A 24,280-nucleotide genomic window follows, 5' to 3' on the forward strand; every position below is an offset into this window, starting at 1 on the left:
CAACCGGCGATGCGCGATCGTCATCGCCGGTTGATATCCCTGATTTGTCGAGCCGGGAGGCCGTGAGCCTGTGCCGCCAGCCGAGACCCCCGACATCCTGCTGATCCGGCAGACCCGCCCCGACGTGGCCGGCCGGCTCGCCGAGCGCTTCCGACTGCACCGGATGGAGGAGGCGCCCGACCGCGAGGCCTTCCTCGATGCGGTCGGGCCGCGCATCCGGGCGCTCGCGGTCGGTGCCATGTGCCCGATCGATGCCGCCCTGTTCGACCGGCTGCCGCGGCTGGAGATCGTGGCGAGCTTCGGCGTCGGCTACGACACCATCGACGCGGTGGAGGCGCATCGCCGCGGCATCGTCGTCACCCACACGCCGGACGTGCTCTCCGACGAGGTCGCCGACCTCGCTCTGGGGCTGCTGCTCGCCACCCTGCGCCGGATCCCGCAAGCCGACCGCTACCTGCGCGCCGGGCACTGGCGGGCGGGCAGCTTCCCGCTCACCACGAGCCTTCGCGAGCGCCGGGTCGGCATCCTCGGGCTCGGGCGGATCGGACGGGCGATCGCCCGGCGGCTGGAAGGGTTCGGCGTGACGATCGCCTATCACGGCCGCACGCCTCGGGCGGACGTGCCTTACGCCTATCACGACAGCCTGCTCGGGCTGGCGCAGGCGGTCGATACGCTGATCGTGGCCGCCCCCGGCGGGCCGGGCACGCAGGGGATCGTCGATGCCGAGGTGCTGGCGGCGCTGGGGCCTGACGGCATCGTCGTCAACATCGCCCGCGGCAGCGTCATCGACGAGCCGGCGCTGATCGCCGCGCTCCAGGCGGGGACAATCCTCGGAGCGGGGCTCGACGTGTTCGCGAACGAGCCGCAGGTGCCGCAGGCGCTGATCGACCTCGATCAGACCGTGCTCCTGCCGCATGTCGGCTCAGGCTCGCACCACACCCGCGCGGCGATGGGCCGGATGCTCACCGACAACCTGTTCTCCTGGTTCGACGGCAAGGGGCCGGTGACGCCGGTGCCGGAAACGCCCTGGACGGGCCAGTAATGAGGGGCCCAATCATGACGCGCATCGCTTTGGCCGGGGCCCTGGCGCTGTTGGCGCTGACCGCGGCCCAGGCGCAGGAGAGCCCGCCGGAGCCGGCGCCCGCGACAGCGCCTCCTGAGAGCGGGGGGGCCGTGCCGCCCGGCCTCGCGACCCTGCCCACCACCCTCGCGGGCGCGGCGGGCACCTGGGACCTCTCCCTGGAGGGCGGGCGGCGGCGCTGCGTGCTGACGCTGGCGATGGAGACCGGACCGAGCGGGCGCGCGGCGCGCTTTCCCGCAGGCTGCCGCCGGGCCCTACCGCTCATGGCCGGCATCGGCGGCTGGCTGTTCACCGGCGAGACGTTGCGCCTCGTGGACCGGAACCTGCGGCCGATGCTGATCTTCGCCCGAAGCCCCGATGGGCTGAGCCTCGGCGCCACCGCCGAGAACGGCGAGCGCTACAACCTCGTGCCGCTGCAGATCGCGGCGATGCAGCCGCCCGCCGCCGCCGGAACCGCCACCGTCACGCCAGCGGCGCAGGGCGATGCACCGCCGACCGCCACGGCGCCGGAAAAGCCGGCGGAAACCTCCGTCCAAGGGCCGGCTCCCGGCCTCTACGCCCTCGACCGCGCCGCGCAGAAGGACGTCTGCCGCCTCGACTTCTCACCGTCCCCTGACGCCGGGAAGGACACAGCCCCCGTGCGGGTGCTGCCGGATTGCCGCGACAGCGGGATCACCGTGTTCGATCCGGTGAGCTGGCGCTTCGCCAACGGCCACCTGACGCTGAAGGCGCGGCGCGGCCATGCGGTGAACCTCGTGGCGATCGGGGAGGGGCGCTGGCGGCGCGATCCCGAGATCGGCGCGCCCCTGGTGCTCCGGAAGGTCGAGCCGTAAGCGAGCCGCGCTCCGAACGCTCGTCGTCGCATCGTCTGCCCCGAAAGCCCGCCATCCCCGTTCGGGACGAGGCTTCAGAACAGCGGCCGCAGGACGAGGTGCAGTCCGAGCCCCAGCAGACCGACGAAGAAGCAGCGGCGGAACACCCGCTCGCTCACCCGGCCCCGCACCCAGCCGCCGAGGACCATCCCGAGCAGGGCCGGGACGAGGGCGATGAGGGAGGAGCCGGCGACGCTGAGCGAGAGGGCGCCGCCGCCGGCAAGCGCAACCGCGAGCGCCACGGTCGAGACGGTGAAGGACAATCCCAGCGCCTGGATCAGGTCATCCTTCGTCAGGCCGAGCGCGCCGAGATAGGGCGCGGAGGGAAAGGACGAGACGGCGGTGGCCGCGGTCACCAGCCCCGTCGCGGCACCGACGAGCGGTCCGAGCCAGCGCTCCGCGGCCGGCGGAACGTGGAGCCGCAGGGCGGCGAGGCCGACGACGGCGTAGGCGATCAGGGCGAGCCCGAGGAAGACCGTGGCCTCGGCGCCGTAATCGCCGTGAAGGATCCCCGCCGCGACCAGGGTACCGACCACGCTTGCCGCCAGCATCGGCCAGAGCCGGCGCAGCAATGTGCCGAAGCGCGGGCCCGCCGCGAGCTGCCAGACATTGGTGACGAAGGCCGGCACCACGAGCAGGGCCGCGGCCTGGACCGGCGCCATGACGAGGCTGAGCAGCCCCATGGCGACGGGCGGCAGGCCGAGCCCGACCATGCCCTTGACGAAGCCGGCGAGCAGGAAGGCCGACGCCGCGACCGCGAGGGGGAGGGGGTCCAGGGACAAGGACATGACCGCGTTCTGATCTTCCGAAGGAGGGGTGAGGGTCAGTCGTGGAGCAGCATGTCGCGCAGCGTCGCCTGCTGGGCGGCCTCCGCTTCCGTCTCCTGTGCGGAGGGCGGTGCTGCGATGGGCCCGATGGCCGGTGCCGGCCGGGCGGCCGCGCGCGGCGCGGCGCAGACGGTTGCCGCCGCATCGGAGCGGGCGATGGCGACGAGCGCGGTGAAGGCCGCGAGGAGAAGGGCGGCGGCTTCGAGGCGGGTGTCGCCCGGGCGGGTCGTGGTTTGCGCGTTCCGTGCCATGGCCCGACTGTGTCAGCGTGACAGCGCGGGACAATGCGGAAGTGGGCCGGGGCAGCCTTCGGCTCAGCCGAAGCCTATAGCGGCTGAGCTTCTGGCCGGGAGGCGCTCGTCCGCCGAGAATGCTCTCGCTTTTCGTTTCGGCATCGTCTTTTTCCCGAAAGCCGGCGACCCCTTTCGGGAGCAGACTCGATGCGCTTCGACCTGACCGACCTGCGCCTGTTCCTCCACGTCGTCGAGGCGGAGAGCATCACCCGCGGCGCGGAGCGGGCCGGAATGGCGCTGGCCTCGGCAAGCGAGCGGATCCGCGGCATGGAGACGGATGGCGGCGTGCCGTTGCTGGAGCGGCATGCCCGCGGGGTGCGCCCGACACCGGCGGGCTTGGCGGTGGTGCATCACGCCCGGCTCGTGCTGGGTCAGCTCGAACAGATGCGGGGCGAACTCGGTCAATACGCCCACGGCCTGCGCGGCCATGTGCGCCTGCTGTCGATCACCGCGGCGGCGGCCGCCTTCCTGCCCGACGCGCTGGCGGGCTTCCTCGCAGCGCATCCGAGCATCGATATCGATCTGGAGGAGCGCACGAGCCGCGAGACCGTCGACGCCCTGGCAGGCGGGCTCGCCGATATCGGCATCGTCGCCGACACCACCGATCTCGGCGCGCTCGAAACCGTGCCGCTCCACCTCGACCGGATCGTCCTCGTGGTGCCCGCAGGCCATGCCCTTGCCCAGCGCGGCGGCGTCGCGTTCCGGGAGGTGCTGGACGAGCCGCTGGTCGGCCTCAGCCACGGCCGGGCGTTGCAGACGCATCTGGCGACCCACGCCGCCCGCGCCGGCCGGCCGTTCAAGCTGAGGGTGCGGCTGAACGGGCTCGACGCGGTCTGCCGCATGGTCGAGCGGGGCGTCGGCGTGGCGATCGTGCCCGAGGCGGCGGCGCGGCGCGCGGCGGAGACGCTGGCGATCCGCGCGATCCCGATCGACGAGCCCTGGGCGCTGCGCCGCCTGCGGCTCTGCGCCCGCCGCTTCGCGGCACTCCCGCCGCATGCCCGCCAGCTCGTCGAGCACTTGGTCGCGCATCTCGGCGCGACCGAAGATCCAGGCTTCGAAAGGACTGGTCCTATCGCGGGTCCAGGGCCAGAGCCCTGAAACAGGAAAGCCGGGGCTCTGCCCCGGCTCCCCGCCAAAGGGATGATCCCTCTGGAAACCCGCGATGGACGCCGCTTCAGCGAGAGGCGAGGGCCTTCGGAAGGCGGAAGGCCCAGAAGCTGCCGCCCTGGTTGATGCCGGCGGTGGTCTTGGCGACCTCGCCGCCCCAGAGCGGCACCGCGCCACCCCAGCCGGCCGCGACGCCGATCCACTGCTCGCCGTCCTGCTCCCAGGTGATCGGCGAGGCGACGACGCCGGTGCCGACCTGGAACTTCCAGACTTCCTCGCCGGTCTTGGCGTCGAATGCCTTCAGGAAGCCCTCGGGGGTGCCGGTGAAGACGAGGTTGCCCGCGGTGGTGAGCACGCCGGCCCAGAGCGGAGCCTTGTTCTTGTACTCCCACACGACCTTCTTGGTCGCCGGGTCGATCGCCTTGAGCGAGCCGATATGGTCCTCGAAGGTCGGCTTGATGGTGAAGCCCGCGCCGAGATAGGCGGCGCCCTTCTTGTAGTTCACCGGCTCGTTCCAGATGTCCATGCCCCACTCGTTGGAGGGGACGTAGAACAGCTTCGTGTCGGGGCTGTAGGCGATCGGGTTCCAGTTCTTGCCGCCGAGGAAGCCCGGCGTGGCGTAGACCGACTTGCCCTTCTTGCCGTCCTCGGACTTGGCCGGGTCGCCGGGGCGGTTGGCCTCGTCGTAGATCGGGCGGCCGTTCTCGTCGATGCCCTTGGCCCAGTTGATGTTGGACACGAACGGCGTGGCCGACAGGAACGCCCCGTTGGTCCGGTCGAGGACGTAGAAGAAGCCGTTGCGGTCGGCGGTGGCACCGGCCTTCACGGTCTTGCCGTCCTTCTGCATGTCGAAGGGCACGAACTCGTTGACGCCGTCGTAGTCCCAGCCGTCATGCGGCGTGGTCTGGAAGCCCCAGACGATCTCGCCGTTGTCGGGGTTGATGGCCAGCCGCGAGGCCGACCACTTGTTGTCGCCCGGGCGCAGGGCCGAGTTCCACGGACCCGGATTGCCGGTGCCGAAATAGATCAGGTTCAGTTCGGGATCGTAGGTGCCGCCGAGCCAGGTGGCGCCGCCGCCGAACTTCCATGTGTCGCCGGGCCAAGTCTCGTTGGTCTTGCCGGTCATGGTCGAGGGCTTGCCGTTCAGCTCGCCCATATGGCCCTCGATGACGGGGCGCTTCCACACGATCTCGCCGGTCTCGGCATCGCGCGCCTCGACGCGGCCGACCACGCCGAATTCGCCGCCCGACACGCCGGTGATGATCTTGCCCTTCACGATCATCGGCGCGGCGGTGTAGCTGTAGCCGGACTTGAAGTCGTCGATGTCCTTGCGCCAGACGACCTTGCCGGTCTTCTGGTCGAGCGCGACGAGCTTGGCGTCGAGCGTGCCGAAATAGACCTTGTCCTTGTAGAGCGCGGCGCCGCGGTTCACCACGTCGCAGCAGGGCAGGATGCCCTCGGGCAGGCGGGCGTTGTATTCCCACTTCTTCTCGCCGGTTCGCGCATCGACGGCGTAGAGGCGCGAATAGGAGCCGGTGACGTAGAGCACGCCGTCCTTGACCAGCGCCTGGCTCTCCTGGCCGCGCTGCTTCTCGCCACCGAAGGAGAACGACCAGGCCGGGACGAGGCCCTTGATGTTCTCACGGTTGAGCGTCTTGAGCGAGCTGAAGCGCTGTGCCTGCGGGCCGAGGCCGTAGGTGACGACGTCTTCGGGCGTCTTGGCGTCGTTGAGGATGTCCTGCTCGGTCACCTCGGCGATCGCGGGAAGGGCGAGGCCGACGCTGAGGGCGGCGAGCCCCACCGCCGCCAGGAACTGGTTCCGCATTCTCATCGGGCATGTCCTCCATCGTACCGGACCCGGTTTTCCGGGACCCGCGGGGCTTTGCCGTCCCGCAGAATCGGCGGGGCGCCCCTTGGATTCGGAGCGTAGAGCGCTTCTCAGGAAACGCTTATTGGCCATTGGTCGAAGGTCGGCGGAGCGCGTTCGCAGGACTTGTGCAAACAAGAGCAAATGCCGCCGCAAGCAACGGTGCACCGAGAGCATTCCCGGGCGAACTGACCCGCAGGTCGCATGGCGATCCGGCGCTCATCGCTCCGATGAGCGTGGAACGATTTCAATACCCTTGCGGCGGCGCGTAGGTGACGCCGTAGGTCGCGCAGATCGTCTTGAGGCGTCCCTCCTGCGCCAGGGCGGCGAGGGCGTCGCCGACCGCGTAGGCGAGGTCGCGGGAATCGCTGCGGACCGCGCCGCCGATCTCCCACCGCGTCCGCACGAGGCCGGGGATCGGCACCTCGACCACGGGGTTGTCCTCCCCCGCAACGCCGGCCGCGGCGAGCGCCGCCTCGATGCCGGCGCGGGTGCCGGCGAGGATCGGGGTCTCGCCCGCGAGATAGGCTTTCGCCGCCTCGTCGAAGCTGCGGAAATGCCGGACCTGGCCGCGGAAACGGCCGCCTTCGGCGTTCATCAGCAGGCTGTCGGAGGCGCTGGTGCCCTCGACCGCGACGGCGTTGCCCTCCAAGTCGCGCACGCCCTCGAAACCCTCGATCCGGCCGCGATGGTAGGCGAAGGCGAGGCGCTGCTCGAAATAGGGATTGGTCAGGAAGATCTGCTCGTTGCGGGTCGCGAGGATGCGGTCGTGGGGGACGTGCAGCATCAGGTCGGCGAGCGGCGTTCCCGCGAGATCGCCGCGCCACAGGTTGAGCCGGAAGTCGCCGTCGACGTTCTCGCCGGCATCCACCACCCGCAGGTCGAGCTTCAGCTTGAGCCGCTCGGCGATCGCCCGGGCGAGGTCCGCATCGATGCCGCGGGGGCCCGCCTGTGCCGCCTCGGAGAAGGGGCGGTTGTCGTCGTAGATCGCCACGCGCAGAACGCCGGAGGCCATCACCTCGTCGAAGGGACGCGCGAATACCGGCCCGATTGCGAACGCTCCGGCGACGGTCAGGCCCGCGAGGGCGGCGGCGAAGCCGCGGCGGGACAGGGCACGCATCGGCGACAGGTGTCCTACTCCTCGTGCTTCGACTCGATATAGGTGCGGATCGACCACAGGGCCTCCTGCGACAGCACGCCCTCGAAGGCCGGCATCTTCATCACGCCGTTGGTGGTCGCGCCGTGGCGGACGCGCTCGACGAAGTACTCGTCGCCCTCCTTGCCGAGCGGCAGGTAGCGCAGGTCCGGGGCCAGCCCGCCCGAGATCACCTGCAGGCCGTGGCAGCGGGCGCAGTTCTGGTTGAAGCCGGAATCGCCGATGGCGATCGCCTTGGCGTCGCCGCGATAGGGGTTCTCCTCGCGCCACGTCTCGCCCAGCGGCGCGAGGCCGGTGGTGTCGACGGGCTGCGGCTGCACGTCGCCGTGGCCGAGGGCGGCGGACACGGACAGGACAAGGCCGACGGCAAGAAGCCCGCCCTTGAGGGGTGCAGCCTTCATTCTCATTCCTCCCATTCTTAGGCTCATTCTTAGGAAGGACGGTTAGCAAGCGGGCCCGGCCGAACCCATTGTGCTTTGGTACGGGGCCGGGAGGGCGGTGAGCGGCAGCCGCCGCTAGCACCTTGGTCCAATACCGGCAGCGCCCCGTTCGCCGGTATCACTCGTCCAACAACAATCGGGAGGCGAGCAGGGCGCGATGCTGGCGCGGCTCGGGACACGGCAAGGCGGCCCTCTCCGGGTGACGCCGCCGCGGCGCAGGACGCGCCGCGTCGGCCTGATCCTGCTCGGTCTGCTGGCCCTCCCGGCGCAGGCCGAGCCGCTGGCGATCCACTATCTCGAGCGGCGCATCGAGCGCCCGACGCCCCTCAACAACGAAGACCCGATCCCCGACGACGAGGGGCTGAAGGGCGCCGAACTCGGGCTGAAGGATTCGAACGCCACCGGCCGCTTCGTCGCCCTGAATTTCACCCTCGACAGCCGCGTCGTCGAACCCGGTGAGGATCTTCGCGCCGCGTTCCGCGCCCTCGGCGAGCGGCCCCGCTTCGTCGTGCTGAACGCGCCCGCCGAGGACGTGCTGGCGCTCGCCGACATGCCCGAGGCCAAGGGCACCGTGTTCCTCAATGTCGGCGCGCCGGATTCACGCCTGCGCGAGGCCGATTGCCGGCCGCGCCTGCTCCACGTTCTGCCTTCGCGGGCGATGCTCGCCGATGCGCTGGTGCAGTTCCTCGCCTACAAGCGCTGGACCCGCATCCTGCTGCTCTCCGGCCCGGCTCCGGCGGATGCCCTCTATGCCGAGGCCCTGAAGACGAGCGCCAAGAAGTTCGGCGCGCGGATCGTCGCCGAATCCCGCTTCGACCCGCAGGGGGGCGACACCCGCGACACGGCGCTGCGCGAATTCGTGCTGCCCACCCGCGGTCCCGAGCACGACGTGGTCGCGGTCGCCGACGAGGCCGGGGCGTTCGGGGCGAACCTCGTCTACAACACCGCCGCGGCGCGTCCGGTCATCGGCACGCAGGGGCTCACGCCGGCCGCCTGGGGCCGCCCGGTCGAGGCCTGGGCGGCGGTGCAGCTCCAGAGCCGGTTCCGCCGCCTCGCCGGCCGGGCGATGCGCCCGATCGATTATGCCGGCTGGATGGCGGTGCACGCGCTCGGCGAGGCGGCGGTCCAGGCGCGCAGCACCGATTCCGACACCGTGGCGGCACTCGTGCTCTCGCCGCGCTTCGAGGTCGGCGGCTTCAAGGGGCGGCCCCTGAGCTTCCGCGCCTGGGACGGACAATTGCGACAGCCCGTCTTCCTGCTCTGGCCGGGCGCGGTGACCGCCACCGCTCCGATCGAAGGCTTCCTGCATCACCGCACCGAACTCGACACGCTCGGCCCCGACGAGCCGGAGAGCGCGTGCCGGGCCTTTCGGAAGCCGGGCTGATGCGCGTGCCGTCCGCTGACGCCGTAACCGAGAGTGGGACCCGCCTCATGAACCGCGCTGCGACCGCACGCCTCCTCCTCTGCGCCGGCCTGCTCGGTCTCGCCGGATCGGCAAAGTCGCAGGAAATCTTCGTCTCGAACGAACGCGACAACACCGTCTCGGTGATCGACGGAGCAACCCTCGAGGTCACGCGCAGCTTCCCCGTCGGCCGGCGCCCCCGCGGGCTCACCTTCTCGCGCGACGGCCGGACGCTCTATGTCTGCGCCAGCGATTCCGACGCGGTGCAGGTGATCGACCCCGATACGGGCGCGCTGCGCCACAACCTGCCCTCCGGCGAGGACCCCGAGCAGTTCGCGCTGGCCCCCGACGACCGCACCCTGTTCATCGCCAACGAGGAGAACGCCACCACCACCGTGGTGGACGCGCAGACGCGAAAAGTGCTGGCCCAGATCGATGTCGGCATCGAGCCCGAGGGCATGGCGGTGAGCCCGGACGGGAAGACCGCCGTCACCACCTCCGAGACCACCAACATGGTCCACTGGATCGACGTGCCGACGCTCACTGCCACCGACGCGACCCCGGTGGGCCAGCGCCCGCGCGCCGCCGCCTTCTCCGCGGACGGGCGGATGCTGTGGGCCTCCTCCGAGATCGGCGGCACGGTCGCGGTGATCGACGCCGCCACCCGCAAGGTGGTCGAGACCATCGAATTCGCGGTGAAGGGCATCGCCGCCGACCGGCTCCAGCCCGTGGGCATCACCCTGACCCGGGACGGACGCTTCGCCTTCGTCGCGCTCGGCCCCTCCGACCGGGTCGCGGTGATCGACGCCAAGACCTACAAGGTCGTGAATTACATCCTCGTCGGCCGACGGGTCTGGCAGCTCGCGATGACGCCCGACGAATCGCGGCTCTTCACCACAAACGGCGTGTCGGGCGACGTCACCGTGATCGACGTGGCGACCCAGCGCCCGATCCGCAGCGTCAAGGTCGGCCGCTTCCCCTGGGGCGTCGCCGTGCGCCCCGCTTCCGGCACGCCCGAGCGGTCGGCGGGCGCCGCCCCGTGATGGCGGCTCGACGCGCCACGGACCTCCTGCGGCCGGCACTCCTCGCGCTTCTCGCCCTGCTCCTGGCCGTCCCGCTCGCCGCGGCGGGCACGCTCGACCGGGCCGGAATGGAACGCTACTTCCCCGCACCGCTGGTGGTCGGCGAGCGCGACGCGACGCTGCCGGTCTGGCCGATCCTGAAGCAGGAGGCCGGCAGCTACGAAGTCTTCGCCTATGCCTTCGAGTCGATCGACCTCGCACCGATCCCCGGCTTCGGCGGCACGCCGCCCGATCTCCTGGTGGCGCTCGCCCCCGACGGGACCTTCCGCGACGTGCGGGTCGTCTCCCATCACGAGCCGGTCTTCCTCGAAGGTCTCGGCTCGGAACCGCTCTTCGCCTTCGTCGAGCAATATGTCGGGATGTCGGCCCGCCGCCCGATCCGGGTCGGGCGCCCGAACGCCCGCGGCTCGGGCGCCGCGCCCCAGACCACGGTCGACGGCATCTCGATGGCCACGGCCTCGACCCGGGTCATCAACGAATCGATCCTCGCCGCCTCCCTCGCCGTGGCCCGGGCGAAGCTCGGCTTCGGGGCCGCCAATGTCGGGTTGAAGGTCGAGGCGCGTCCCGATACCGGCGAAACCCCGACGGTGGCCGAGCTGACCGCGCGGGGCTGGCTCCGGCGCCTCACCGTCAGCAACGAACGGGCCGAGACCGCCTTCCGCGACGCGGGCGTGGCGGGCGCCGGTGACGGACCGGCCGCGGCGCCGCTGATCGATCTGACCTTCGCCTATCTCAACGTGCCGGCGATCGGCCGGACCCTGCTCGGGGCCGAGCGTTTCGCCGCGCTGACCCGCGAACTCGGCCCCGGCGACCATGCCGTGATGGTGGTGAGCCACGGTCCCGAGACCCCCCTCGGCGAGGATTTCGTGCTGGGCTCGATCCCCGACCGGCTGACGGTGACGCAAGGGGGCCTCGCCGTGAACGCCCGGGACATGGCGATCGAGCGGCGCGGCGCCGCGCCCGCCCTGCCGGACGGAGCCTGGACGATCCTGCGGATCACGGGCGCGGCGGGCTTCGACCCCTCCGCCCCCTGGACCCTGACGACGAAGCTCGTGCGCGAGCGCGGCCAGATCTTCCCGGAAAAGATCGCCCGCGAGTTCTCCGCCGATTACGCGCTGCCCGCCGATCTCTTCGTCCGCGAGGCGGCGGAGGCGGGACCGAGCTGGACCGATCCGTGGCGGGCGCGCGGCGTCGAACTCGGCATGATCGCGCTGGCGCTGGCCGGGCTGGTGCCGGTGCTGGCGCGCCAGCGCGGGCTCGTGGCCGACCGGCGCCGCTTCCCCATGTTCCGGCTCGCCTACCTTGCCTTCACGCTCCTCTTCATCGGCTGGTACGCGCAGGCGCAGCTCTCCATCGTCACCCTGGTCGGCCTCGTGCGCGCCGCCACCGTGACGCACGACCTCGCCTTCCTGCTCTACGACCCGCCCTCGCTGCTGCTCTGGGCCTTCGTGATCGCCACGCTCTTCGTCTGGGGCCGGGGCACCTTCTGCGGCTGGCTCTGCCCCTTCGGCGCATTGCAGGAATTCGTCGCGTGGTTGGCCAAGCCCCTGCGCATCCGTCAGGTCACGGTACCGCCGCGGCTCGACCATACCCTGCGGCTGGCGAAATACGTGGTGCTGGCCGGCATCCTTGTCGCGGCGGCGACAGGCTCGCCGCTCGCCGACAGCCTGTCCGAGGCCGAGCCGTTCAAGACCGCAATCACCCTGTATTTCGTCCGTGCCTGGCCGTTCGTCGCCTACGCGCTCGGCCTGCTCGTCCTCAACCTCTTCGTCTACAAGGGGTTCTGCCGATACCTGTGCCCGCTCGGCGCGAGTCTGGCCGTCCTCGGCCGGCTGCGGCTGCTCGATTGGATACCCCGGCGGGCCGAATGCGGCAGCCCGTGCCAGCTCTGCAAGGTGCGCTGCCGCTACGGCGCGATCCGCGCTGACGGCCGCATCGACTATCCCGAGTGCTTCCAGTGCATGGATTGCGTCACGATCATCCACGATCCCGGGCAATGCGTGCCGGAGGTCGTCGCGCGCCGCCGCGGACGGCGGATCGCGCTGCAGCCGGTCGCGGCGGAGTGAGGCCGTGCCGATGACGCCCCCTCCGTCCCGGCGCCGCGCCCTCCTCGGCATGGCCGGGCTCGCCGGCCTCGCGGCCCTGAGCGGCCCCGCCGCCTTCCGGACGCTCGCGGCCGCGCGGGGCCTCGCGACCCGCACCCGCGCCGGCCTCGCCTTCGGCACCACCGTCGCGCTCACCGCCGCCGGCACCGACCCGGCCGCGCTCGACGCCGGCCTCGCTGACGGGTTTGCCGCCATGCGCGCGGTCGAGGCCGCCGGGAGCCTGTTTCGCGCCGACAGCGCCCTGTCGCGCCTCAACCGCGAGGGGCGGCTCGACGCGCCGCCGGCCGACCTCGTGGCGATGCTGCGCTTCGCCCTCGACCTCGCGGAGCGGACGGACGGGGCCTTCGATCCCACCGTGCAGCCGCTCTGGCCGGTCTGGTCGGATTTTTCCGCACGCGGCGAGAGGCCGGATCCGAGCGCCCTGCGCGACGCGCTCGCCCGGATCGGCTGGCGCCGGGTCGCGCTCACGCCGGAGCGGATCGTTCTGGAGCCTGGCACGGCGCTGACGCTGAACGCCCTGATCCAGGGCCACGCCGCCGACCGGGTCATGGCGGCCCTGCGCGCACAGGGCATCGCGGACGCCTTCGTCGATACCGGCGAGTTCGGCGCCATCGGCGCCCATCCCGACGGTGCGCCGTGGCAGCTCGGCATCGCCGATCCGCGCCGACCGGAGGCATTGTCGGCGGTGATCGCCCCGTTCTCGGGCTTCGCCGCGACGTCGGGCGATTACGGCATGAGCTTCTCACCCGATCGGGCCGACCACCACATCTTCGATCCCGCCACCGGACGCTCTCCGCGCGGCCTCGCCTCCGTGACCGTCACCGCCGGAACCGGCCTCGTCGCCGACGGCCTGTCGACGGCCTGCATGGTGCTCGGGTCCGAGGAAGGGGGCCGGCTCGTGGCCGGGTGGCCGGGCTGTACCGTCCGCTTCACCGGCAAGACCTGATTCCGAGCCCCGCTGATGTGGCCATTCCGATCCCGTCCCCGCCGGCTGCGTCCGGCAACCGGCCACCGCGTGGGCTCCGGCCGGGGTCTGCGCCGCCTCGCCCGCATCGGCCTCGCGGCTGCCGCGGCGCTCCCGGCCCTCCAGGCCGCCGGGGGCGCGCGGCCCGAACAAACGGCCGCGGTCGCCCTCGTCGTCTCCGTCGACGTGTCGCAATCGGTCGATGACAGCCGCTTCCGCCTGCAGATGGAGGGCATCGCGGAGGCGCTCGAGGATCCCGGCGTGATCGCGGCGATGACCGGCCATCCCGGCGGCACCCTGTTCGCGATGGTCACCTGGGCCGACCGCGCGGGCCTGGCCCTGGGCTGGCGGCGGATCGCCACCCGCGCCGACGCCCTGGCGACCGCGGCCCAGGTCCGCGCCACACCGCGGCAGTCGGGCGAATTCACCTGCCTCGGCCAGATGTTCCGCACCGTCACGGCCAGCGTGATCCCGGCCCTGCCGGTGCCGGCCGAGCGGATCGTCGTGGACGTCTCGGGCGACGGCATCGACAACTGCACCGATCCGGACGATCTCGAGGCCGAGCGGACGGCGCTGCTCGCCACCGGGGCCACGATCAACGGCCTGCCGATCCTGGTACCGGGCGAGAACGACGTGGTCGGCGCCGGTGCCTACCGGGCCCCCGGCTACGGGCTGCGCGCCACGCCGCTGCCGCAGGAGCGGACGGATCTGGCGCAGTGGTACGGAGCCCACGTCGTCGCCGGGCCCGGCGCCTTCCTGCTGAAGGCAGCGGGATACGGCGATTTCTCGCGCGCCCTGCGGCGGAAATTCGTGATCGAGGTCAGCGGCCTCGCGGCCGGCAAGCGCGAGGAGTGACGGCACACGTTGCCGGGCGGGTCAAACCGCGCAATCCGATCGGACAATGGAAAAACCCGCCGGATCGATGATCGGGCGGGTGAACATGGATGGCTGGGGGACCTGGATTCGAACCAGGACTAGCGGAGTCAGAGTCCGCGGTTCTACCGTTAAACTATCCCCCACCGGAGCCCTTGCATCGCAGGCCGGATCGGCCGGATGCGAACGGGGAACCATCTGCCGGATCCCCGCGCTCGGTGCTGGCGTCAGATAGGCTGTGAGGCGCGCCGCGTCAACACGGATGAGAGCGGGATTGTCGGAGTGCGGCCAAGTTGCCACGCTGACCCGGGGGCGAGACTCTCCGGCAAGGATGCCCGCACTCCGGCAGCGCGGCGGCGCCAATCCGGAGAGGGCTGCGTTCGGAGCGCGGTCCGACGGAGCGGAACCCGTCTCGTCGAGGGGCCGGCGCGTGGACCCGAGGCGCGGGAGGCTCCGGCCTGAGGCGATCCGGTCGGATACGGCCCTAGGAGGGGTGCCGGTGGCCGGCTTCGGCCGGGATAAGCGCTTCCTCCGGCGGAGCGGAGGGGGCGGGGCGGGGGGCCGGGCCCAGCGCCAGCGTCTCGGCGATCACGTAACGGGCCAGCGCGTCGAAGGTGTAGACCCGTGTCACCAGGGCCTGCGCCGCGGCGGTCATCCGATCGACCGCCGCGTCGTCGGTGCGCAGCAGGCTGTCGAGGGCGCGCTCCAGATCCTCCTGCGGATCGAGGTAGAATCCCTCGCGGCCGTGCAGGAAGGGTTCGATGCCGGTCAACGGGCGGGTGTCGAAGATCGGCACGCTGCCCAAAGCCGCCACCTCGTAGTGCCGGTAGCAATCCCAGCCGACACCGCCCGGCGACAGGCAGAACCGGCTCCGGGTGATCGCGTCGGCGAAGGCCTCCCGGCTCAGGCGATGGGTCGGCGCGTGGACGCGCCAGCCGCGGGTAGCGAGCCGCGGCAGGATGCCGGCCAGGGTTTCGCGGAAGGCGATCCCCTGCGCCGAGCCGGCATAGAACAGATCATAGCGGCGCGCGGAGGCCGGGACCGGCGGCTTCAGCGCCGCGGCCTCGATTCCGAGGGCGAAGGGGCGCAGCTTGGCCCGGAGGGCGAGGCAGGCGGGGTCCTGCCGGGCATGGCCGGCGCAGGCGCCGCGGGGCAGCACCGTCTCGAGGGTGTTCCACGGGTTGGCGGCGAGTTCGCGCTTGAAGAACAGGTCGCAGCGCCGGAGGAAGGACCGGTCGCGCGGGTGGATCGTGAGATGGTCGGTGACGTCGAGGATCGCGAGCCGGACGCGGGGCCCCCGGGCGGCGAACAGAACGAGCCCGCGGAAGGCGAGTCCGAGCAGGCTCAGGGCCGCGTGGACGGGCATCGCGCGCCCGGCGCTGTTCACGGGGCCGACGCAGCGGGCCACGACGATGTCGTAGTCCTGGACGAGACAGGCATGGCCGATGCCGGCGACCCGGCGCGCCAGCCTCAGCACCCGCGCGGCCAAGCTGCCGGACCGCGGCGCGCGCGTGCGGACATCGGCCCAGCGCAGCCGGGTGTCGAGGAACGTCGTGCGCTCGGGAAAAGCGTTGGTCACGAGCGGCATCAGGCCGAACTCGAGGATCCGCGGCGGATCGGGCCGGGCCTCCGACGGCGCCTCCGACGCCTTCGACGTCGGGCGGGAGCGGTCGTTCAACGTCTCCATGACGGCTCCGTGGCGGCTGCGGGGCCGCGCCTGCGACGGCCCCCGCCCTTCCGGCGGGATCGAGGGGAGCCCGTGCGGGACATCAGAAATGAGCGTGGGGCTGAAGCTTCAGCCGGCTGCGGCCGAGATCGAGCTGCTTGCTGACGAGCCAGTCCGGGTTGCGGGCGTTGAAGTAGCCCTTCAGCGCGTAGCGCCAGAACCGCTCCTCCGCGCGGGAGGACGGCCCGTGCACGGCTTTCACGCGGGCGACTTCACCCAGCGCCCGCGCCTTGTGGGCGAGGTTGGCGCTGTTGTTCTGCCCCGTGCGGCGGAAGCAGGCCACCGGGCGGCCGACGCGGGCATAGGGCTCCCGCGCCAGGGCCCGGCAGAACATCTCGTAGTCGCCGCAATCCTTGAAGGCGTGATCGAACCCGCCGAGTTCGGCGTAGAAGTCGCGCGAGATGTAGGTCGCCATGTGCATCACCGGGTTCCAGCCGAGGCACACGAGCATGCGCGGCGTCATCCAGTTCGGCGGGGCCGCGAGCCCGCCCAGGCCCCGGCCGCGCCCGTCGATCCAGCGGATGCCGCCGACGACCCAGCGCCGACGGCTGCCCCGGTAGGCCGCGACCACGGCCTCCAGGCCGCCCGGGAGCAGCACGTCGTCGGCGCCGAGAAAGCCGAGCAGCTCGCCGGACGCGGCGAAGGAGCCCTTGTTGATCGCGTCGAAAATGCCGCGATCCTTGCCCTGGAGCACCGTGGCGCCGAGGCTTCGGGCGAGTTCCACGGTGCCGTCGGTGCTGCCCGCATCGACGATCATGTGCTCGACCTCGATGCCGTTGCGGGCGCTGGCGCGCGAGGATTCGATGCATTCGCGCAGGTATTCGACGCCGTTGAGCGTCGGCGTGACCACGGACACCTTCATGGCCGTCTTCCTCGTTCTGGCTCGTTTCTGATTTCGATCGCACAAAGGGCGTAGAAGGGACGCAGGGAGGAGCGCCCTCGGGAGGGCGCGCAGGCGCATCCGCAGCAGCATCCGCACGCGCATAGGGTCCCGCGCGCGAGATCTTGGGGACGGACGGCGCCGGGGCCCTTGCGGCGCCGCGCGAGCGTCAGGCGACGGCCGCCAGAGCGCCCGACGACAGGGCGTTGGAGGAGAAGCTGTCGCGGCCGCCGACCAGGGGGAGGGGCGGGACGAGGCCCCCGAACCGCTCGGTGGGGACGCTGCCGTTGCTGACGATGCCCTTGTTCATCGCCCAGACCGCGGCCTGCGTCCGGTTCTTCACCCGGACCTTGCGCAGGATCGCCTTGACGTGGACCTTCACCGTGGCTTCCGCAATGTCGAGATTGCGGGCGATGACCTTGTTGGACTCGCCGAGTGCGAGGCCTTCGAGGATGTTGACCTCGCGGCTCGACAGGGAGGAGAGCGAGGTTCCGTCCGCACGCTGGAGTCCGGTGAGCGCGGCGACCGGGCCGGGGGCCCGCACCGGCTCGGCCGCGAGGCACAGGCGTCCGAGGAAGCTCATCGGCAGCACCGCGCAATCGGCGATCACCACCTCCAGGGTCTTGAGAAGATCGGCTGGGGAAACGTCCTCGGTCAGATAGGCCGAGGCCCCGAGCTGAAGGCTGCGTAACATCAGCCCTTCGGTGTCGCGCAGCGCGAGCGCGACGATCCGGACCTCGGGCAGCGCCTCGGCGACCTGCCCGATCATGCCCGCCGCCTCCTCGTCGATGACCACCAGCGCCAAGCGTGCCGCCGCGAGCCCCGACTCCAAACCCGACAGGTGCAGCGCAGGGCTGGCTGCGACCTGCCGTACCGTGAAGCGCGTACCGGACAGAAGCGCAACCAAGCTCTCTCTGACCATGCGATTGTCGCTGACAATCAGCGTGTCGATATGTTCCATCGGAGCTACTCCCCTCATCTGCCGACAACCTCCCGCGCCCGATACTCCCGACCGCCACGTTCTATTCGGGTCGTTCGCACAGTCATATTGTGCGCCGCAGGATGTTAGGCACAAATTAACTAGACCGAATGGAAGCTTTCCTGTCATGTCAGAAAAAACTTGGACACCCCAACAGGACCTATCCCATTGGTACTAGACTTGACCCTTCAGGATGGTCGGCGCCAGGAGAGCAGCCTCTGTGCGATTTCTGACTCCGAGCATTCGGATCACGGCGGAGACATGAATCTTCACCGTTGCCTCGGCGATGCTCAGGGCCGCCGCGATCTCTCGATTGGATAAGCCCTTGCCGATCAGGGCCAGAACCTCGCGCTGACGAAGAGTCAGTCCGAACGTCCGCGTTCCGCGCTCGGGCTGGCGCATCGCCGGCGCGGCGGCCGTCGGCTTCACGGCGAGGATGGCGTCGGGGGCGTAGAGCCGGCCCTCGAGGGTCGTGCGGATCGCCTCGAGCATCTCCTCGTGGCGCTGCCGCCGGAGAACCAAGCCGTGGAAGCCGAGGCTCAAGGCGTCCTGAAACAGGTCGGCCGAGGCATGGGGGACGACGAGCAGGAGGCGCACGGCTCCGGCCGCACGCTTCAGCGCGGCCAGATAAGTCGGATCACCAGCGGGAAGGAGACGCGACCCGACGATGACGAGGTCGGTCTTCAGTGGAGATCTGAGAGCGTTGATCAGATCGGAGGGGTTGGAGACTTCGACGACAACGCCACTGAGATTCGATTCCAGACTCCTGCGCAGCACAGTGCGGAAGCTTTTCTGCTCATCTGCGATGATGATCCGCAACATAACCGCGCATATACTCCCAATTTGGGCGACATCGCTCCAGACCGCTTCGTGACAAGGCGATGTCTGCCGGAATCATTGCACGGAGCATTCATCGAAGTCTTCGACACACGAGCAACCCGCCAATGCGACAATGCGGGCAACGCGGATCAGACTACGATACTTCGATTATGTACTTTCGGGCGGCTTTGTTACCGCACCGCAGGATGCGAACCGGTTAATGCCTAGCATACAGGCCGCAGGCAACAAGTTACCCTCAAGAGATTACCCTATATAGGCGCAAATTATTTTGTACTATCGACTCAGCAGCGCATTCAGACGGCAACTTGCGATTGGCCTCCGGTCATCGATTGAATACGACCTTCGGACTATCAACAATTAGGTATCCGCGAACCTCTTTTGTTATATACCGCGCTGCAGCGGAAGCCTATCCTACAATCCTACGGTGGCTCGGGCGGAATTGATCTGATGCTCCGATTATAACTCGGATGGATCATCCTGCCACGGTTGCCGAAGGTGAGGGGGGCGTCGATGTCTTCAGTAATCGCGGCAGCCGACTTCGATTCGACCAAGATGCCGGCGTGCGCACGAGCACGCCGAAATCGCCCCGAACCTGTTTTAATGAGTCCCTCATATGATAGAACGACGCAGTTAAGTGTGCGAAGCCGCTGACGCGTCGAGGGCCTCCGTCGATGGATCAGGGCGTGGCAACGACGGCGGCTCGTCCGTCTCCGCTGACGGTGGAGGCGGAACGGGCTCTGGAAGCGGTCGGCGATCCAATCCTGATCGTTGCCCGGTCCGGATCCGTCGCCTACGCCAACGCACCCGCCCGCCAACTCCTGACGCAGGTGGATTCCGCCCGGCTCCACATCGCCGGCAAGGCGTCGACGGCGTTCCTGACCCGGGCCAGGGCGACGCGGACGCCGGTGCCCGGCGTGATCGCGCTCAAGCGGGGCACAGGGGTGCGGCGCTACCGCTGCCACGGCTGCCGCCTGAACCGGGAGAGCATCGATCCGCTGGTCCTGCTGCGGCTGCTGCCCGCGCGCGACACGCGCTTCAACCTTCTGGCGAGCGAGGCGGTCAGGCTGCGGCGTGAACTCGCCGAGCGGGAGCGCTATCAGCAGCGCCTGCAGACGCTGCTGTGCGAGCGCGACCTGCTGCTCGCGAACCTGCGCAGCACCGCGCAGGCCCGCGCCCGGGCCGAGCGCGACCGGGACGCGGTCCTGGCCCGACTCTACCGGGCGCATCAGGCGGAGCGGGAATGCCTCGCCCGCGAGCTGCACGACGAGGCCGGCCAGCAGCTTGCATGGCTGAAGCTCCGTCTCGACCGCCTGCGGCGCGCGCCCTCGCCGACGGAAGTCGAGGCGATGCTGAAGCAGGTCGATGCGATCTCCGCCAGCCTCCGGCAGGTGGTCCGGGAACTGCGCCCGGGCACCCTGACCGAACTCGGCCTCACCCTCGCCCTCGGCGGCTTGGTGCGCGAATGGTCCGACCAGAGCGGCATCGCCATCGAGTTCCAGCTTTCCGGAACACGGACGCCTCTGACGCCGGAGATCGAGGTGACGATCTTCCGGCTCGTCCAAGAGGCGCTCACCAATGTGGTGAAGCACGCGCAGGGGACGCGCCACGTCTCCGTGACCCTGCAATACGCGGAGGCCGGCGTCACCCTGGCGGTCGAGGACGACGGGCCCGGCTTAGCGGCCGAGGCCATGACGGAAGAGCATCGCGCGGAGAGCGGGTTCGGACTCACGGGCATGCGCGAGCGGCTGACGCTGCTCGGAGGGACGCTCGTGATCGAATCGTCTCCCGGCGGCGGGACCACGATTTTGGCACGTTTGCCGATGACGCCGATAACAGGGGGATGATGTGGGAACGGCGAAGACACGGATCAGGGTTGCCCTGATCGACGATCACCCGATTTTTAGAAGCGGTGTGCGCGGCTTGCTGGGAGAGACGGCCGGCATCGAGGTCGTCGGAGAGGCCAGCGACGGCCGGCACGCCCTCGACCTCGTGCATCGGACGCGCCCCGACGTCGTCGTCATGGACATCACCATGACCGGCCTGAGCGGCCTCGCGGTGGCGCGTGCGCTGCGCGAGGCGGGCTCCGCGGCGCACATCATCTTCCTCACGGTCAACGAGGATCTGGCCTTCGTCGACGAGGCGCTGAGCGCGGGCGCCCAAGGCTACGTCCTGAAGCGTTCCGCCGGCACCAGTCTGCTGGAGGCGATCGAGGCGGTTGTCTCCGGCGGTCGCTACATCGATGCCGAGATGCGCGCTCCGCCTGCTCCTGCCAGCCGCACGGAGGCCGGCCCACCCGTCCCCCAGCCCGGTGAGGAGGGCGGTCTCACCGCCCGGGAGCGCGAGGTGCTCCGGCTCATCGCCCTCGGCCTGACGATGAAGGAGGTCAGCCTCGCCATCTCGATCTCGGTGGCCTCGGTCGATACCTACAAGATCCGCGGCTGCAAGAAGCTCGGTCTCCGTTCCCGCGCCAGCATCGTCCGCTACGCCCTCGGACAGGGCTGGCTTGAGACCGAAAATAAGCGACTTTCGTCGGATCGGCCACCATCCTTGGTGTGACTTTTTCAAAAACACCGTTTCGTTCTCGACGCCTCCAGATCCGTTCGAAGCCGTCCATGACCCGATCATGCGCCCGATTCCGCTCTCGGTGCGCCATTTCAGCCGGGTTGCTGCTCAGTCGAGTTCTCGTGCCGCGCGCTCCAGCGCGCCCAGCAGCGGTTCGACCTGCCCCTGGCTCAGATCGTGGAAGCCGAGGGTCCGGCCCATCACGATGCCGAGCAGCGCGAAGAACAACGCCGCGCCGACGCCCGACGGCCCTTTCGCCGCATCGAATCGCGCCAGCCGCTCGGCCACGAAGGCACGATAATCGGCGAGCGCCTCCGGATTCTCGGCCGAGGCCAGGAGCAGGGCGCGGGTGAACTCGTCCTCCTCGCAATAACTGCGGCGCAGGTGCTCGATCATGCCGAGTGCCAGCCCCGCAGGCCCCGGCGGATGCTCCGCCTCGCAGGCGGCGATCCCGCTGCGCAGCTCCGCAAGCTTGCGGGCGACGAGGGCGAGGATCAGCGCGTCCTTCGAAGCGTAATGGTGCAGCACGCCGCCCTTGCTCAGACCCGCCTGTGCCGCCACCGCGTCGATGGTCAGCGCCCGCCCGCCGCCCCGGCGCAGCACCGCGCCCGCCGCGTCGAGAATCACTCCCGCACGGTCATCGCGCCGGCTGCGCGTCCTCTGCGACATGGTCGCCCCTGCTCCCTCACGCCGTCCAGGGCACCATAACCGGCACCTCGCCCTAAATCACTGCCATACATCGGCTTTCCGGCGGGACCGGAAAGGTCTTCCGAGGCAGGCGAGCTTAAAAACCGTCTGGACGGTCGGTACGATAGGCGATAAGCCTGCACGGCGAAAGCCACCCGGCCGGAATACGGCCGCACGCCTCGTCCCCGCCGCCCGGAAACTCGGCCGATGTCCCCAGGGCTCCGCTCCGTCCTCGCCGCCACGGTCGTCCTCTCGGCTCTCGTCGCGCCTGTCCTCGCGCGCGCGGCGCAGCCGGGGGAGGCACCGGCCGCGCCCGCCGTTCCGGAGGCGGAAGACCCCTCTCTCGTGCTGGTGCGGGTGGTGAAGGCGACGAAGGGGCCCGTCACCTCGGACGTGGTGCTCACCGGCGACATCCAGGCCCAGGCCCAGACCAACGTCGCCTTCCGCACCAACGGCAAGGTCGCCGAACGCCGGGTCGAGGTCGGCGATCACGTCGGCGCCGATCAGGTGCTCGCGGTGCTGGAGCCGCTGACCCAGCGGGCCAATCTCGACAATGCCCGCGCCGCCCTGGTCTCGGCGGAGGCGCAGCTCACCCAGGCCAAGGTGACCTTCGAGCGGCAGAAGCAGCTCATCAGCGGCGGCTATACCACGCGGCCCTCCTACGACAACGCCGAGCAGCAATTGCGCACCTCCCAGGCCGCAGTCGATTCGGCCAGGGCGGCGCTCGGCACCGCCGAGGAGCAGCTCTCCTACACCGAGCTGCGCGCGGGCGTGCCCGGCATCGTCATGAGCCGCACCTTCGAGGTGGGGCAGGTGGTGCAGGCGGGCCAGGCGGTCATGGTGCTGGCCCAGGACGGACCGCGCGACGCGGTGTTCAACGTCTACGAGGCGCTCACCGCCCATCCGCCCGGCGACAAGACGATCCACATCACGCTCCAATCCGATCCCGCCGTGGCGGCGACGGGCCATGTCCGCGAGATCTCGCCGACGGTGGATGCGGCGAGCGGCACGGTGCGGGTCAAGGTCGGGCTGGAGCGGACGCCGCCCGCGATGTCGCTCGGCGCCGTGGTGATCGGCCGGGGCCGCTTCGCCTCGCGCGAGGCGGTGGTGCTGCCCTGGTCGGCGCTCTACCGCTACGACGACCGCCCGGCGGTGTGGATCTACGACAGCGCCGCGCGAACGGTCTCGGTCCGCCGCATCGAGATCGACCGCTACGGCTTCGACGACATCGTGCTGAAGGCCGGCGTCGAGCCCGGCGAGACGGTGGTGACCGCCGGCATCCAGTTCCTGCGTCCCGGCCAGCGCGTGGCGCTGGCGGCGCAGGACGCCGGCCGGGCCCCCACGCAATCCGCGGCGGGGGAGGGCGGACGATGAGGCCGACGATGAGGCGGGTGCTTCGTGTCTGCGCCGTCGTTGCCGGCGCCGGTTCGCTCGCGGCCTGCCAGCCGTCGCAGGAGACGCCCGCGCCGCCGCCGGTGCGGCCGGTCCTGACCACCCTGGCGCAGCCCACCGACAGCGAGATCTTCGGCCCCTTCGCCGGCACGGTCGAGCCGCGCTACCAGTCGCAGCTCGGCTTCCAGATCGGCGGACGGGTGGTGGCGCGCGACGTCACCGTCGGCGACGTCGTGAAGAAGGGCGATCGCCTCGCCGCCCTCGATCCGATCGTGTCGCGGTTCGATCTCAGCCGCGCCGAGGCGGAACTCGCCGATGCCAAGGCCCAGGCCGAGAACGCGACGGCCACCGAGGCGCGCACGAGGCGGCTGATGGAGGGCGGCAACGTCACCCAGGCCCAGCTCGACGCGGCAGTGGCCCGGCGCGACACCGCCCAGGCCCGCCTCGCCCAGGCCGGGGCCAGCCTGCAGAAGGCCCGCGACCAGATCGGCTACACCGAGCTGCACGCCGATTTCGACGGGGTCGTCACCCAGCGCCTGGCCGAGATCGGGCAGGTGGTGAGTCCGGGGCAGGGGATCGTGGCGCTGGCCCGGCCCGAGACCCGCGAGGCGGTGGTCGACATCCCCGAGACCCTGGCCGGCGCCATGCCCAAGGACGGGCTGTTCACCGTCGTGCTCCAGAGCGCACCGGAGATCACCGCCCGCGGCCGGGTGCGCGAGGTCGCGCCCTTCGCCGAATCGGGCACCCGCACCCGGCGCGTCCGCCTCACCCTGGAGGAGCCGGGCCCCGCCTTCCGGCTCGGCGCCACCATCACCGTCGCGCTGGAGCGGCACACCGAGCGCCGCTTCGTCCTGCCCGCCACCGCGCTCCTCGATGCGGACGGGCGCCGCTCGGTCTGGATCGTGCCGGAGGCCGCTCAGCCGGGGGACGCGGAGGCGGGCGAGCGGCAGGTTGAGCGGCACGTCGCGCGCCGGGAGGTCACCCTCGACGGGGACGGGCCGGACCGGCACGGGCGCATCGCGGTGCGCACGGGGCTGAAACCCGGCGAGCGGGTGGTCGTGGCGGGCGTCCACTCCCTGCGCGACGGCCAGGCCGTCCGTCTGGCCGACGACCGGAACTGAGCCGGAAACCGGCAAGACAAGCTG

Annotated in this window: 22 protein-coding genes and 1 tRNA gene; 12 read left to right on the top strand and 11 right to left on the bottom strand. The window is 70.6% G+C overall.

What is annotated here, in order from left to right; translation table 11 throughout:
* Window positions 1-70 precede the first annotated feature (70 nt).
* Window positions 71-1,042: a 2-hydroxyacid dehydrogenase gene (locus tag HNR51_RS11300; RefSeq protein ID WP_182555012.1), complete on the top strand. Its 972-nt coding sequence runs from the start codon at window positions 71-73 to the stop codon at window positions 1,040-1,042.
* The gene (locus tag HNR51_RS11305; protein ID WP_182555013.1) at window positions 1,042-1,914 is read left to right on the top strand and encodes an AprI/Inh family metalloprotease inhibitor; all 873 of its coding nucleotides are present in this window, start codon (window positions 1,042-1,044) and stop codon (window positions 1,912-1,914) included. The genes HNR51_RS11300 and HNR51_RS11305 overlap by 1 nt, the downstream gene beginning before the upstream one ends.
* A gap of 74 nt (window positions 1,915-1,988) precedes the next feature.
* Here HNR51_RS11305 and HNR51_RS11310 read toward each other — a convergent pair whose 3' ends face one another.
* Both HNR51_RS11310 and HNR51_RS11315 read right to left on the bottom strand, forming a co-directional pair.
* Window positions 1,989-2,741 carry a sulfite exporter TauE/SafE family protein gene (locus HNR51_RS11310; protein WP_182555014.1) on the bottom strand — a complete coding sequence of 251 codons (753 nt, stop codon included), beginning with the start codon at window positions 2,739-2,741 and terminating at the stop codon, window positions 1,989-1,991.
* Between the two features lie 35 nt (window positions 2,742-2,776).
* Complete coding sequence (locus tag HNR51_RS11315; protein WP_182555015.1) at window positions 2,777-3,031, bottom strand: hypothetical protein; 255 nt, start codon at window positions 3,029-3,031, stop codon at window positions 2,777-2,779.
* A gap of 189 nt (window positions 3,032-3,220) precedes the next feature.
* Here HNR51_RS11315 and HNR51_RS11320 point away from each other — a divergent pair, with 189 nt between their 5' ends.
* Window positions 3,221-4,171, top strand: a complete 951-nt coding sequence (locus HNR51_RS11320) for a LysR family transcriptional regulator (protein WP_182555016.1) — start codon at window positions 3,221-3,223, stop codon at window positions 4,169-4,171.
* Between the two features lie 76 nt (window positions 4,172-4,247).
* On the opposite strand, the gene exaF is transcribed toward HNR51_RS11320, so the two are convergent.
* The 3 genes from exaF to pedF form a co-directional block, all read right to left on the bottom strand.
* A complete protein-coding gene (gene exaF, locus HNR51_RS11325) occupies window positions 4,248-6,011 on the bottom strand; it encodes a lanthanide-dependent ethanol dehydrogenase ExaF (RefSeq protein ID WP_012456567.1) in 1,764 nt (587 codons plus the stop codon).
* Window positions 6,012-6,294: 283 nt separating this feature from the next.
* A complete protein-coding gene (locus tag HNR51_RS11330; RefSeq protein WP_182555017.1) occupies window positions 6,295-7,167 on the bottom strand; it encodes a substrate-binding periplasmic protein in 873 nt (290 codons plus the stop codon).
* Between the two features lie 14 nt (window positions 7,168-7,181).
* On the bottom strand, window positions 7,182-7,604 hold the full coding sequence (gene pedF / locus HNR51_RS11335; RefSeq protein ID WP_141953851.1) for a cytochrome c-550 PedF: 423 nt from the start codon (window positions 7,602-7,604) through the stop codon (window positions 7,182-7,184).
* Between the two features lie 196 nt (window positions 7,605-7,800).
* Between pedF and HNR51_RS11340 the strand changes: the two genes are divergently transcribed.
* From HNR51_RS11340 to HNR51_RS11360, 5 genes are read left to right on the top strand one after another with little or no spacing between them, the layout of a single operon-like run.
* Window positions 7,801-9,027 (top strand): ABC transporter substrate-binding protein, encoded by a 1,227-nt coding sequence (locus tag HNR51_RS11340; RefSeq protein ID WP_182555018.1) that lies wholly within the window; start codon window positions 7,801-7,803, stop codon window positions 9,025-9,027.
* 47 nt (window positions 9,028-9,074) lie between these two features.
* Window positions 9,075-10,088 (top strand): YVTN family beta-propeller repeat protein, encoded by a 1,014-nt coding sequence (locus HNR51_RS11345; RefSeq protein ID WP_052300075.1) that lies wholly within the window; start codon window positions 9,075-9,077, stop codon window positions 10,086-10,088.
* The gene (locus HNR51_RS11350) at window positions 10,088-12,193 is read left to right on the top strand and encodes a 4Fe-4S binding protein (protein ID WP_182555019.1); all 2,106 of its coding nucleotides are present in this window, start codon (window positions 10,088-10,090) and stop codon (window positions 12,191-12,193) included. Before HNR51_RS11345 ends, HNR51_RS11350 begins: the two co-directional genes overlap by 1 nt.
* A 10-nt stretch (window positions 12,194-12,203) precedes the next feature.
* Window positions 12,204-13,178, top strand: a complete 975-nt coding sequence (locus HNR51_RS11355) for an FAD:protein FMN transferase (RefSeq protein WP_210279995.1) — start codon at window positions 12,204-12,206, stop codon at window positions 13,176-13,178.
* A gap of 15 nt (window positions 13,179-13,193) precedes the next feature.
* Window positions 13,194-14,051, top strand: a complete 858-nt coding sequence (locus HNR51_RS11360; RefSeq protein ID WP_239681487.1) for a DUF1194 domain-containing protein — start codon at window positions 13,194-13,196, stop codon at window positions 14,049-14,051.
* A gap of 90 nt (window positions 14,052-14,141) precedes the next feature.
* Here HNR51_RS11360 and HNR51_RS11365 read toward each other — a convergent pair.
* The 5 genes from HNR51_RS11365 to HNR51_RS11385 form a co-directional block, all read right to left on the bottom strand.
* Window positions 14,142-14,215 (bottom strand) — tRNA-Gln (locus tag HNR51_RS11365).
* Between the two features lie 338 nt (window positions 14,216-14,553).
* Window positions 14,554-15,756 (bottom strand): glycosyltransferase family protein, encoded by a 1,203-nt coding sequence (locus HNR51_RS11370; protein ID WP_182555021.1) that lies wholly within the window; start codon window positions 15,754-15,756, stop codon window positions 14,554-14,556.
* Between the two features lie 82 nt (window positions 15,757-15,838).
* Window positions 15,839-16,657, bottom strand: a complete 819-nt coding sequence (locus tag HNR51_RS11375; protein ID WP_012456558.1) for a glycosyltransferase family 2 protein — start codon at window positions 16,655-16,657, stop codon at window positions 15,839-15,841.
* A gap of 187 nt (window positions 16,658-16,844) precedes the next feature.
* Window positions 16,845-17,636 carry a LuxR C-terminal-related transcriptional regulator gene (locus HNR51_RS11380; protein ID WP_012456557.1) on the bottom strand — a complete coding sequence of 264 codons (792 nt, stop codon included), beginning with the start codon at window positions 17,634-17,636 and terminating at the stop codon, window positions 16,845-16,847.
* 192 nt (window positions 17,637-17,828) lie between these two features.
* The gene (locus tag HNR51_RS11385) at window positions 17,829-18,476 is read right to left on the bottom strand and encodes a response regulator transcription factor (protein WP_182555022.1); all 648 of its coding nucleotides are present in this window, start codon (window positions 18,474-18,476) and stop codon (window positions 17,829-17,831) included.
* Window positions 18,477-19,177: 701 nt separating this feature from the next.
* On the opposite strand from HNR51_RS11385, the gene HNR51_RS11390 reads away from it, so the two are divergent.
* Together HNR51_RS11390 and HNR51_RS11395 are read left to right on the top strand one after the other, a co-directional pair.
* Entirely contained in the window at window positions 19,178-20,338 is a 1,161-nt protein-coding gene (locus HNR51_RS11390; protein WP_239681488.1) for a sensor histidine kinase, read from the top strand.
* Window position 20,339: 1 nt separating this feature from the next.
* Window positions 20,340-21,050, top strand: coding sequence for a response regulator (locus tag HNR51_RS11395; RefSeq protein ID WP_012456554.1), 711 nt, complete (start codon window positions 20,340-20,342; stop codon window positions 21,048-21,050).
* Window positions 21,051-21,164: 114 nt separating this feature from the next.
* Here HNR51_RS11395 and HNR51_RS11400 read toward each other — a convergent pair whose 3' ends face one another.
* Window positions 21,165-21,725, bottom strand: a complete 561-nt coding sequence (locus HNR51_RS11400; protein ID WP_182555024.1) for a TetR/AcrR family transcriptional regulator — start codon at window positions 21,723-21,725, stop codon at window positions 21,165-21,167.
* A gap of 225 nt (window positions 21,726-21,950) precedes the next feature.
* Here HNR51_RS11400 and HNR51_RS11405 point away from each other — a divergent pair, with 225 nt between their 5' ends.
* Window positions 21,951-23,117, top strand: coding sequence for an efflux RND transporter periplasmic adaptor subunit (locus HNR51_RS11405; protein ID WP_182555025.1), 1,167 nt, complete (start codon window positions 21,951-21,953; stop codon window positions 23,115-23,117).
* Window positions 23,118-23,125: 8 nt separating this feature from the next.
* Complete coding sequence (locus HNR51_RS11410; protein WP_182555026.1) at window positions 23,126-24,256, top strand: efflux RND transporter periplasmic adaptor subunit; 1,131 nt, start codon at window positions 23,126-23,128, stop codon at window positions 24,254-24,256.
* The last annotated feature ends 24 nt before the right edge of the window (window positions 24,257-24,280 follow it).

This window comes from Methylorubrum thiocyanatum, assembly GCA_014138645.1.
Lineage (GTDB): Bacteria > Pseudomonadota > Alphaproteobacteria > Rhizobiales > Beijerinckiaceae > Methylobacterium > Methylobacterium thiocyanatum.

Coding starts and splice junctions, on each gene's coding strand:
- HNR51_RS11310 (WP_182555014.1), bottom strand. CDS start 2,741: ATGTCCTTGTCCCTGGACCCCCTCCCCCTCGCGGTCGCGGCGTCGGCC.
- HNR51_RS11400 (WP_182555024.1), bottom strand. CDS start 21,725: ATGTCGCAGAGGACGCGCAGCCGGCGCGATGACCGTGCGGGAGTGATT.
- pedF (WP_141953851.1), bottom strand. CDS start 7,604: ATGAAGGCTGCACCCCTCAAGGGCGGGCTTCTTGCCGTCGGCCTTGTC.
- HNR51_RS11320 (WP_182555016.1), top strand. CDS start 3,221: ATGCGCTTCGACCTGACCGACCTGCGCCTGTTCCTCCACGTCGTCGAG.
- HNR51_RS11305 (WP_182555013.1), top strand. CDS start 1,042: ATGAGGGGCCCAATCATGACGCGCATCGCTTTGGCCGGGGCCCTGGCG.
- HNR51_RS11370 (WP_182555021.1), bottom strand. CDS start 15,756: ATGGAGACGTTGAACGACCGCTCCCGCCCGACGTCGAAGGCGTCGGAG.
- HNR51_RS11355 (WP_210279995.1), top strand. CDS start 12,204: ATGACGCCCCCTCCGTCCCGGCGCCGCGCCCTCCTCGGCATGGCCGGG.
- HNR51_RS11360 (WP_239681487.1), top strand. CDS start 13,194: ATGTGGCCATTCCGATCCCGTCCCCGCCGGCTGCGTCCGGCAACCGGC.
- HNR51_RS11340 (WP_182555018.1), top strand. CDS start 7,801: ATGCTGGCGCGGCTCGGGACACGGCAAGGCGGCCCTCTCCGGGTGACG.
- HNR51_RS11380 (WP_012456557.1), bottom strand. CDS start 17,636: ATGGAACATATCGACACGCTGATTGTCAGCGACAATCGCATGGTCAGA.
- HNR51_RS11345 (WP_052300075.1), top strand. CDS start 9,075: ATGAACCGCGCTGCGACCGCACGCCTCCTCCTCTGCGCCGGCCTGCTC.
- exaF (WP_012456567.1), bottom strand. CDS start 6,011: ATGAGAATGCGGAACCAGTTCCTGGCGGCGGTGGGGCTCGCCGCCCTC.
- HNR51_RS11315 (WP_182555015.1), bottom strand. CDS start 3,031: ATGGCACGGAACGCGCAAACCACGACCCGCCCGGGCGACACCCGCCTC.
- HNR51_RS11350 (WP_182555019.1), top strand. CDS start 10,088: ATGGCGGCTCGACGCGCCACGGACCTCCTGCGGCCGGCACTCCTCGCG.
- HNR51_RS11375 (WP_012456558.1), bottom strand. CDS start 16,657: ATGAAGGTGTCCGTGGTCACGCCGACGCTCAACGGCGTCGAATACCTG.
- HNR51_RS11405 (WP_182555025.1), top strand. CDS start 21,951: ATGTCCCCAGGGCTCCGCTCCGTCCTCGCCGCCACGGTCGTCCTCTCG.
- HNR51_RS11330 (WP_182555017.1), bottom strand. CDS start 7,167: ATGCGTGCCCTGTCCCGCCGCGGCTTCGCCGCCGCCCTCGCGGGCCTG.
- HNR51_RS11385 (WP_182555022.1), bottom strand. CDS start 18,476: ATGTTGCGGATCATCATCGCAGATGAGCAGAAAAGCTTCCGCACTGTG.
- HNR51_RS11410 (WP_182555026.1), top strand. CDS start 23,126: ATGAGGCGGGTGCTTCGTGTCTGCGCCGTCGTTGCCGGCGCCGGTTCG.